This window comes from Alkalibacterium gilvum, assembly GCF_900109085.1.
Lineage (GTDB): Bacteria > Bacillota > Bacilli > Lactobacillales > Carnobacteriaceae_A > Alkalibacterium > Alkalibacterium gilvum.
The window spans coordinates 1-8,705 of sequence record NZ_FNYW01000056.1 but is presented as its reverse complement, the minus strand read 5'-3'; the positions used below and the strand labels follow the sequence as shown (position 1 = coordinate 8,705).

8 protein-coding genes and 1 pseudogene are annotated in these 8,705 nt (G+C 36.3%); all 9 read right to left on the bottom strand.

Annotated features, from left to right (window positions below; translation table 11 throughout):
• Positions 1 to 261: 261 nt before the first annotated feature.
• Complete coding sequence (locus BMX83_RS10000) at positions 262 to 1,770, bottom strand: sodium:solute symporter family protein (protein WP_091636630.1); 1,509 nt, start codon at positions 1,768 to 1,770, stop codon at positions 262 to 264.
• A gap of 384 nt (positions 1,771 to 2,154) precedes the next feature.
• Positions 2,155 to 3,045 carry an ROK family protein gene (locus tag BMX83_RS09995; protein WP_091636627.1) on the bottom strand — a complete coding sequence of 297 codons (891 nt, stop codon included), beginning with the start codon at positions 3,043 to 3,045 and terminating at the stop codon, positions 2,155 to 2,157.
• Between the two features lie 27 nt (positions 3,046 to 3,072).
• The gene (locus BMX83_RS09990; RefSeq protein WP_091636624.1) at positions 3,073 to 3,894 is read right to left on the bottom strand and encodes a MurR/RpiR family transcriptional regulator; all 822 of its coding nucleotides are present in this window, start codon (positions 3,892 to 3,894) and stop codon (positions 3,073 to 3,075) included.
• A 142-nt stretch (positions 3,895 to 4,036) separates the two neighbouring features.
• Complete coding sequence (locus BMX83_RS09985; protein ID WP_091636621.1) at positions 4,037 to 4,483, bottom strand: NanQ anomerase/TabA/YiaL family protein; 447 nt, start codon at positions 4,481 to 4,483, stop codon at positions 4,037 to 4,039.
• A 106-nt stretch (positions 4,484 to 4,589) separates the two neighbouring features.
• Positions 4,590 to 5,489 carry an N-acetylneuraminate lyase gene (locus tag BMX83_RS09980; protein WP_091636619.1) on the bottom strand — a complete coding sequence of 300 codons (900 nt, stop codon included), beginning with the start codon at positions 5,487 to 5,489 and terminating at the stop codon, positions 4,590 to 4,592.
• Positions 5,490 to 5,528: 39 nt separating this feature from the next.
• A complete protein-coding gene (locus BMX83_RS09975; protein ID WP_091636616.1) occupies positions 5,529 to 6,221 on the bottom strand; it encodes an N-acetylmannosamine-6-phosphate 2-epimerase in 693 nt (230 codons plus the stop codon).
• A gap of 278 nt (positions 6,222 to 6,499) precedes the next feature.
• Entirely contained in the window at positions 6,500 to 7,354 is an 855-nt protein-coding gene (locus BMX83_RS09970) for a methyltransferase (protein WP_091636614.1), read from the bottom strand.
• A gap of 595 nt (positions 7,355 to 7,949) precedes the next feature.
• Positions 7,950 to 8,216: pseudogene (locus tag BMX83_RS09965) on the bottom strand (bacteriocin immunity protein); the annotation flags it as partial.
• Positions 8,217 to 8,407: 191 nt separating this feature from the next.
• Positions 8,408 to 8,705 (bottom strand): transposase (locus BMX83_RS09960; protein ID WP_143059496.1); only part of this gene is annotated, 298 nt, incomplete at its 5' end.

The window sequence follows — 8,705 nt, the reverse complement described above, 5'->3', positions numbered from 1 at the left end:
GTCGACTTAATTATAAGGGAATCTACTGACCTTTTTCTATTGATATACAAAAAAACGTGCCAGTGAGTTTTTAGAACTCACCAACACGATTAATTATAGAACCAATGTTTTATAATACGCTACCTTTTTCTAGCAACACAAAAAATCGTGCCAGCTTGTTCCTAAGAACTTGCCAGCACGATTATTATGTTTAATAGTTTTCAATTTTTAAATTAGGTCTATGCTTCATATGTGACTATATTACTTAGACTGAATAATTTATTATTCAACACCCTTCACATACGTTTCGTCCTTAGTATAAATCGTTAGACCAGTGATGTTTTTATTTGCATTAGGGAAGATGAAGCTTGCAATGTAACCAAAGATAAATGAGGAAGCAAATGATACAGTACTAACAGCAAATGGTGTCAAGCTTGTTCTTTGTACAAAGAATGCTGTTATGGCTGCTAGGACTAAACCAACGAGAACACCAGGCGTATTGGCGCGTTTGGTGAAAATACCGAGGGCAAATATTCCAGCAGTTGGAACCCCGAACAAACCAGTGATATCCAGGAACAGATTCCATGTTTCTGCACGATTAGTTGAAACGAGATATAAAGCAGCAATCATTCCAAGTATTCCAGCAATGATAATTGAAATTCTTGCTAAGTGTACATCGCTTTTGCCTTCACTTTTACCATAGAAACGTTGTTTAAAGTCGGTAACGACACAAGCGGATATACTATTCAAACTGGATGAGATCGTTGACTGACAAGCCGCAAAAATAGCTGCAACTAAAAGTCCTGCTACGCCAACGGGTAGTGTTGTTACGATGAAATATGGGACAAGTGCAGATGTATTGAATCCTGCTGGTAATGATGCTGCATTTGAATAATACATATACAGTGTTGTACCCATTCCGTAAAAGATTGGAATCGTAATTAAAGCTAAAGCACCATTGAACCAAAGTGATTTATTTGTCTCTTTAATAGAAGAAGTTGTTTGATAACGTTGTACAACGTCTTGACTGGCAGTATATTGATGTAAGTTATTAAATATAGAACCTAAAAAGATAATAGGAATTGCTGCGGCACCTGTTCCCAATTTAAAGTTTTCAGTTGTGATAAATTTTCCTTGTTCTGAAGCATTTTTAACCACGGTAGCAAAGCCACCATCAACGAGGTTTACACCCATTACTATAATAAGTAGAGCGCCACCTAGTAGAAGGAATCCTTGAATAACGTCACTCCATATGACACCTTCCATACCACCTAGGAATGTATAGATAATACACAAAACGCCAACAGCTGCTGCAATCAGTGTAGGATTAATGTCAGATACTGACGTGATAGCAAGCGTCGGTAGGTAGATGATTATAGCTATTCGTCCAATGTGGAATAGTACGAATAATAAACTACTGATCGATCGCAATGAAACGTGGAATCGTTCTTCTAAGTATTCGTATGCTGTGGTCACATTCAATTTTCTGAAAAAAGGAATGTAAAAGTAAATCAAAACTGGAATGATAGCAAAGATAGCTAAGTTCCCTGCAGCGTATGACCAGTCTGTTAGAAAGGCCTGCTCAGGTGTTGACATAAATGTGATTGCACTTAGAGTTGTTGCATAAATACTGAAGCCAGCTGCCCAGGCAGGGATTTTACCGCTGGCTGTAAAGAATGAATCTGTACTCTTTCCTGAACGCTTAGTAAAGTAAAGCCCTACGCCAAGCATTGCGAGTAAATAAATGCTTAATACGACCCAGTTTAGAGTACCGAATCCAACTTTTTCCATATTCTCCATATTATATTCTCCTTATTTTCAAATAGTTTGTGTTTCATTTTGATTTCGATTCACTCAAATGTCACTCTGCTAAATAGTCTCAAATGAAATAATTTGAGTATTAAGTGATTGAGTATTTTCTTTGAAAATCAATGTATTCCGTCTTTCAATATGTACTCACCATCCTTCATATACAACGCTTACAACACTGAGTATATATGATAGTGAAACAATTTTCTATGTTTTGAAAGATTTAGAAAGTGCTTTCATTTTTAATAAGTATACGTCTATGAAAAACTGAATTATTGAAAGTTATTTCATCTTTTCTGGATACATTGAAAGAAAGTAAACATAATGATTTCAAGAAAATTGTGGTGAGATAAATCGTTTCAAGAGCTAGTAAGAATGTTTTCGAGTGAAATTATAAATAGCACCTATCATTCCAGCACTATTTCCTAATTCAGCACATACTATTTTTTTAGGCATCATACGTTTCGATACAATACTCTTTCTTAATTTAGCTTCTATTTTATTTTCTAAATATTCTTTTTGAGCAGCTATTCCTCCACCTATGACAATAGTATCTGGAGATATAATATACGTCACAGCTAGCAATCCTTGAATCAATGCACTCAACATATCATCGATAGCTTGAATAGCTTTATCTTCGCTCCTTTTTGCTTTTTCAAAAATAATTTTACCGTTCAGCTTATCTACAGGGATATTGCTGAGCAGACTGTAATTAGCGATCAAAGCGGTTGTAGACGCCTCATCCTGAAGAGTTTTTCCCTTTGCCATAGGAAGATAGCCTATTTCACCTGCAGAATATGAAGACCCGTGTGAAAGATTTCCATCTAAAATAATAGCGCCACCCACACCAGTTCCGATAGTGGTACATACGAGCGAAGGACTGTGCTTTCCAGCGCCTTTCCACCATTCACCAAGCGCCGCACAATTTACATCGTTCTCTACTTCGGCTGAAATATGAAATAAGTTCTCGATAGTCTGTTTGATCGGTGTATTAGTATAGCCAGGAATAGTTGGACCGGCAAAGACTACATTTCCCTCTATTGGATCTACAACACCTGCAGTCGATACCGCGACACCTTCTATCGAATGTTCAACAGTCATTTCTTCGATTATTTGAATAACTGTGTCCATAATGAAATTTGTTGTTTCGGTTTTTACTGTTACTGTTTCATATAAATCTGTCAAGGCAGAACCCGAATCATCATACATGCCATACTTTATAGCTGTTCCACCAATATCTATAGCTAAAATATTCATTCTCGTCTCTCCTTGTGTAATAAACGGTTAGTCCTTCTCCTGTATTGCATCAAATGTATCCTGCCAAATCTTCTGACGATGCTCACGATTCGTTTCCATAAAGAAAGCATAGATAATATCGATTATGATTAAAATAGGAAATTGTGGTGAGATAATATTTCCAAAACCCAAATTATCTTTTATTGCAAAAAACTGTATCACATCGCAGTAATCAACGACTTCATTCGTTTTATTGGCCGTAAGCAGGACTGTCTTAGATCCTCTTTTATTTGCCATCTGCAGCCCATTTAGAACTTCAGAGGTCTCGCTGCTGATGGATATTCCAATCACTAGACACTCATCATCCAATACGACCTGATTCATCTGCATAACATGATTATCTGTGATCGCTTCACACACAAGACCGATTCGCATGAAACGAAATTTCATCTCTTCGGCGACTAATCCTGAACTTCCTTTTCCATAAATATAAACTCGTTTCTGACTTAAAAGTAGATCAATAATTTCCATTAGCTTTTCCCGATCGATCATGGAATAACTTTTATTTAACAATTCCTGATAGCTGTCAAAAACAGAGGTCATTAAACTGGAAGAAAGTGGTTTTGTTTCGTTAAAAGACTCCTGATACTGGTAGATAAATTCTCTGTATCCAGAAAAACCGCATTTTTTCGCAAATCGTGTTAATGAAGCTTGAGAAACGTATAGTCGTTCAGAAACAGCCTTAGAAGAAAAATCGGTAGTGGAGTCGTGTTCCCCAATAAAATATTGTGCTATTTTCTTTTCCAGTGGTGTCAGCAGATTTGCCATTGATTCGATGTGCGGAACAATACTTTTTTTATAGTCTACCATTTATGATTCACCCTTCTTTTATCTGTTATTTACTTGAACGCATTTAATTTCATCATATCAAAAATAATAACGATAGAGACAAAGCTCTGGCCTTGTCTCTATCTAAATCTTTCTATTTGACTAGTTTTGACCCGTTTACAGCTTAAATTTTTATTTTGAAAACACCTTTTTTAACAGTCATTGCTTTCCCTGCTTTGACGCCTGTTTTATGAGTGTCTTCAGGATAAAAGACCAACAACTGATCGGGATTTAAATCGATCGTATTTTCCTTTGTGCCCTTCACTTCGAGGTAGTCATCATCTTCATGGTAGTCGCCGGTGGTCATATTTTCTATAAAACTATGATAAATACGCTCCGTGCCGACTGCAACAACATGTATATCCAGATACGCTTTGTGCGTTTCCCAAATACGATTTTCTTCATCGGTTGTCTCGTATTCAATAACGTTTACGAAAAAATCATCTCCGTCAATTATATGAGAACCTTTTTCCATTGAAGACAAGTCATGGTCTTCTAGAAAATCGATAACCTTTTGCTGAGCCTTTGTCACGTTTTTATTTTTTTGAGAACTGAGACTGACTAATTCCATGTATTATCCTCCTTTAAATCAATAAATAGTTCAGTAACGATTGTCCAAGAGTGCACTTGATTTATATTGATTCTCAATTAAGTGCAGAACGTGTGATGTAAACTATTTATTTTACATCTTTAAGATAGGCATCGTAGATTTCCTTTGAGCGATTGATTTGTTTCTGTGTTGCGGACGCCATTGGTTTTCTAGCCAAGAATGAACCCTTGTCACAACCTTGCAGTTTAAGCAATTGTTTAAGTGTTGGGTACAATCCATTGTCAAGAATCGCTTCAATCAAATCATTCGTATCATTTTGAATGCTTAGAGCTTCTTTGATATTACCTTCTTGAGCTAGCTCCATAATTTTGCGACTACGCAGGCCATTGACGTTGTATGTTGATCCAATCGCACCATCTACATTGTTGATCACAGCAGGAAGAAGCATTTCATCGAATCCTGAGTAGATGAGGTGATCAGGCGCAGCTTTACGCAAGCGTTCCAATAAGAAGAAATCGGCAGCTGTAAACTTGACACCAATAATTTTATCATTTTCAAACAGTTCCATAAATTGAGAAACACCGATTTCTACACCAGTAAGTGCAGGTATTGAGTAAACAATCAAACGGTTATCGACTTTATCAACGAGGTCAAAGTAATACTGTTTCACTTCTTCAAAGCTGAACTTATAATAGAAAGGTGTAACAGCTGAAATAGCATTGTATCCTAATTCGGTTGCGTACTGACCTAATTCTATTGCTTCGTAAAGGTTTGTTCCCCCAACTTGCGCAATCAATAATACTTCATCTTTTACTTCGTCTTTAGCTATATCAAATATTTGTTTTTTCGTGTCTGTATCCAGCATAAAGTTTTCTCCGGATGAGCCACCAACGTAGAGCCCGTCTATTTTCATATTTTCGATATTATGACGGATGATTTGACGTAATCCTGCCTCGTTTACTGTACCGTCTTCGTTATAAGGGACTAATAGTGCTGAAATTAAACCTTTCAAATCTTCATTTTTCATGTTGATTTCTCTCCTTTAAATTTTTATTTATATAATAACTTATTTTGTTGCGGCGACGAACTTTTCAGTGATGAGTTGCGGTCGTGTAATAGCTGATCCAACAACAACGCTGTAAACACCAATATCTAGAACCCGTTCTGTCTTCTTCGGTGTATTGATATTTCCTTCAGCAATCACGGGATGTTGAAGTTCTTCAACGGCTTTTTTTATGAGTGCAAAATCATCAGCCTCAATTTTTTCACCCTCACTCTGCTTCGTGTAACCGACAAGAGTCGTTCCGATAAAATCAAAACCTAGATCGTCTGCTTTTTTCATTTCTGCTAAGGTGGAACAATCTGCCATTAAGGAAACTTCCGGGTACTTCTCACGAATATTATGATAGATTTCATCCAATGTTTCATTGTTAGGACGAAGAGATGACGTCGCATCAAGTGCAATAATTTCTGGATTAGCTGTCATTAGTTCATCGACTTCTTTTATTGTCGCCGTGATGAAGACATCGCTATTTGAATAATCTCGTTTGATTATCCCAATTACTGGTAAATCAACTAGCTTCTTAATCTCTCTAATATCATCGACTGAATTTGCCCGTATTCCTTTCGCGCCACCTTGTTCAGCGGCCAGTGCCATTCTGCCCATGATGAAAGAAGAATGAAGCGGTTCATCTTTAAGCGCCTGGCAGGAAACAATCAAATTTCCTTTAATTTGTTCACTCCAACTAGAGTCTTTCATATGTATTCACCTACTTTCTTTTGTTTCTGTACCGCTTTCAATAAAGAGTATAACTCACGTTGAAACTAATTTCTATGGTTGTGCAGTTTTAGAAAATAGTTTCAAATTAAGATATAAAACGGAGAGGAAACGCATGTTATTGAAAGTAGTTTCTTTTAATAAATTTTAATTGTAATGACTTTCAAAATGATTAACTACGAATGTTTATCTGAAAGTCATATATAAGATGAGATGTTAAATTTAAAATCAGCATAAAGTGGTTAACTGGATTATTGCATCTAAACCTTTATTCTTTTCTTAGTGAATTTTATGAACTCTTCTACATCACCTTTTTTTATGAAATATAAATTGATAGATGTATTACTTGCATGGATTTTAAGAGAGTATCCAAGCGTTCCTCTTCCGTAAACAAAAGAGGATATTTTATCGAAGGCAATGAGCTGCCCGTAATGTCCTCTAAAAACATCGTACGAATAAAAGCTGATTCCCTGTTCACTAACAAAACAAACGCCTTTACGAAACCAGAATAATTTTGGAAGGGATAATGAATAAATCCCCATGACTGGAGCTATCAGTTCTTTATTTAAAAAATCACCCGCTTGTTCTAAATAAATTTGATCCTTTGAATTGAATGCGTTTATTTCAAAGTACTGATTGAACCATGGAATCAAACGATTGACTCGAAGCACATGTTTTAAATAATTCGTATCTGATTTATTTGAATACTTTGCTTCTTTTACAGTAATGATAACCAACGTCAGTATAAGCCAATTTACTCCAATGATCAGAAACGATAAAAAATTGGAAGTCATTAAAAGAATACCGCTCGAAATTAAAAATACTGAAGAATAATAGGGATTTCTCACATTATTATACACACCCAAATTAGAATGATCAGTTGTTAAAACTTCTTTATTGCTTCTGAATTGTTTGAAAGTTTTTATACTTAAATAAATTCCAATAAAAAAGAAAAAAAGTCCCAGTAAAATAAAGAAGACAACATAAATTATTTGATCCGTATCAAAAGAAACCAATTTATTTGTTTGCTCTGATAAATATAAAAATAGTGCAGTTAACGTAGCAACTGATAGTGTCGTAATAAGAGGAACCCGTCTAATATTTTTAATATTCATAATTGATAATCCTTTAGCTTTTGAATTTGTTTGATATTCTGGATATCAAACATTTTGTGTTCCCTTCATTGATCTTTGTTACTTCTGGAGGGCACGCATTTTACATTTCACTGCCCTTCGCAAACTTTTATTTCTGCTGAAGGTCACGCATTTCACACTTGACTACCCTTCGTCGTCTTCTATTTCTTTTGAAGGGCACGCATTTTACATTTGACTGCCCTTCGCTGGCTCTTGATACTTTTAAGGGGCACGCATTTCACACTTGACTGCCCTTCGGTGACTCTTATTTCTTCTAAAGGGCACGCATTTCACACTTGACTGCCCTTCAGTAACTCTTATTTCTTCTAAAGGGCACGCATCTCACTCTTGACTGCCCTTCGCTAGCTCTTAATATTTCTAAAGGGCACGCATTTCATACTTGACTGCCCTTCGGTGACTCTTATTTCTTCTAAAGGGCACGCATCTCACTCTTGACTGCCCTTCGCTAGCTCTTAATATTTCTGAAGGGCACGCATCTCACTCTTGCCTGCCCTTCATGACTTCTTAATTCAACTGAAGGGCACGTATTTTACATTTCACTGTACCCCGGCAATTCTTACTTCTTCCAAAAGGGTTCAAAATAACTTTTTCTATAATCTTTTTGGCTGTCTCGTGCCATCTCATAAAGATTGCTTAAGGTCTTTGGCATCTTGAAATCATTTCCTAGTGCATAGCCTCGAAGTTCCTGGCTGAGATGATAGTATACAGCATGGGCATCTTTTCCTTTGCTCAGCTGCTTAGCTAGATCAAAGATTAGCTGTTGTATGTAAGGATCCTTTTTCACTTCGGGATCAGAATAGGCGGCACTCATTGCATTCATTAACTTCTCTCTTTGTTCTCATTCAGTCATAAAATTTGGACATCCTTTTAGAAATGTATTTATTGCCATCGAAGTTACTGTCAATTGGTACTGCACGATATTTAACGCTTTTGTTTAATTCTTTTTTGTATTGCATTTATAGATAAATAAATAGTGTTTACTGAACAAGTACTAAATTGATAAACCGACGAGTTTTAAATGGAAGACGCACGAAAAAAACTCCTAAAGTTTCGATCAAATAAAGCGCGCAGAAAGTTTCTTTGAATTTTGGATAAATTCAAAGAAACGATTGCTAAAGCAATCGTTGAAAAGGTCGTTTCGGCTAGACGTGTTCGAATCATTCCCAGCCCATGGCAGCGTTTGGCTAAGCTGAAGTCGCGCTCAACTTGGATACGGTCTCGATTATCTTTGTATTCAATCGTCTTGTCCACACGATCGTCTTTTTTGGGTCTCCCCAGTTTGGGTCCAGACAAGCGAATATGGTATTTTTTG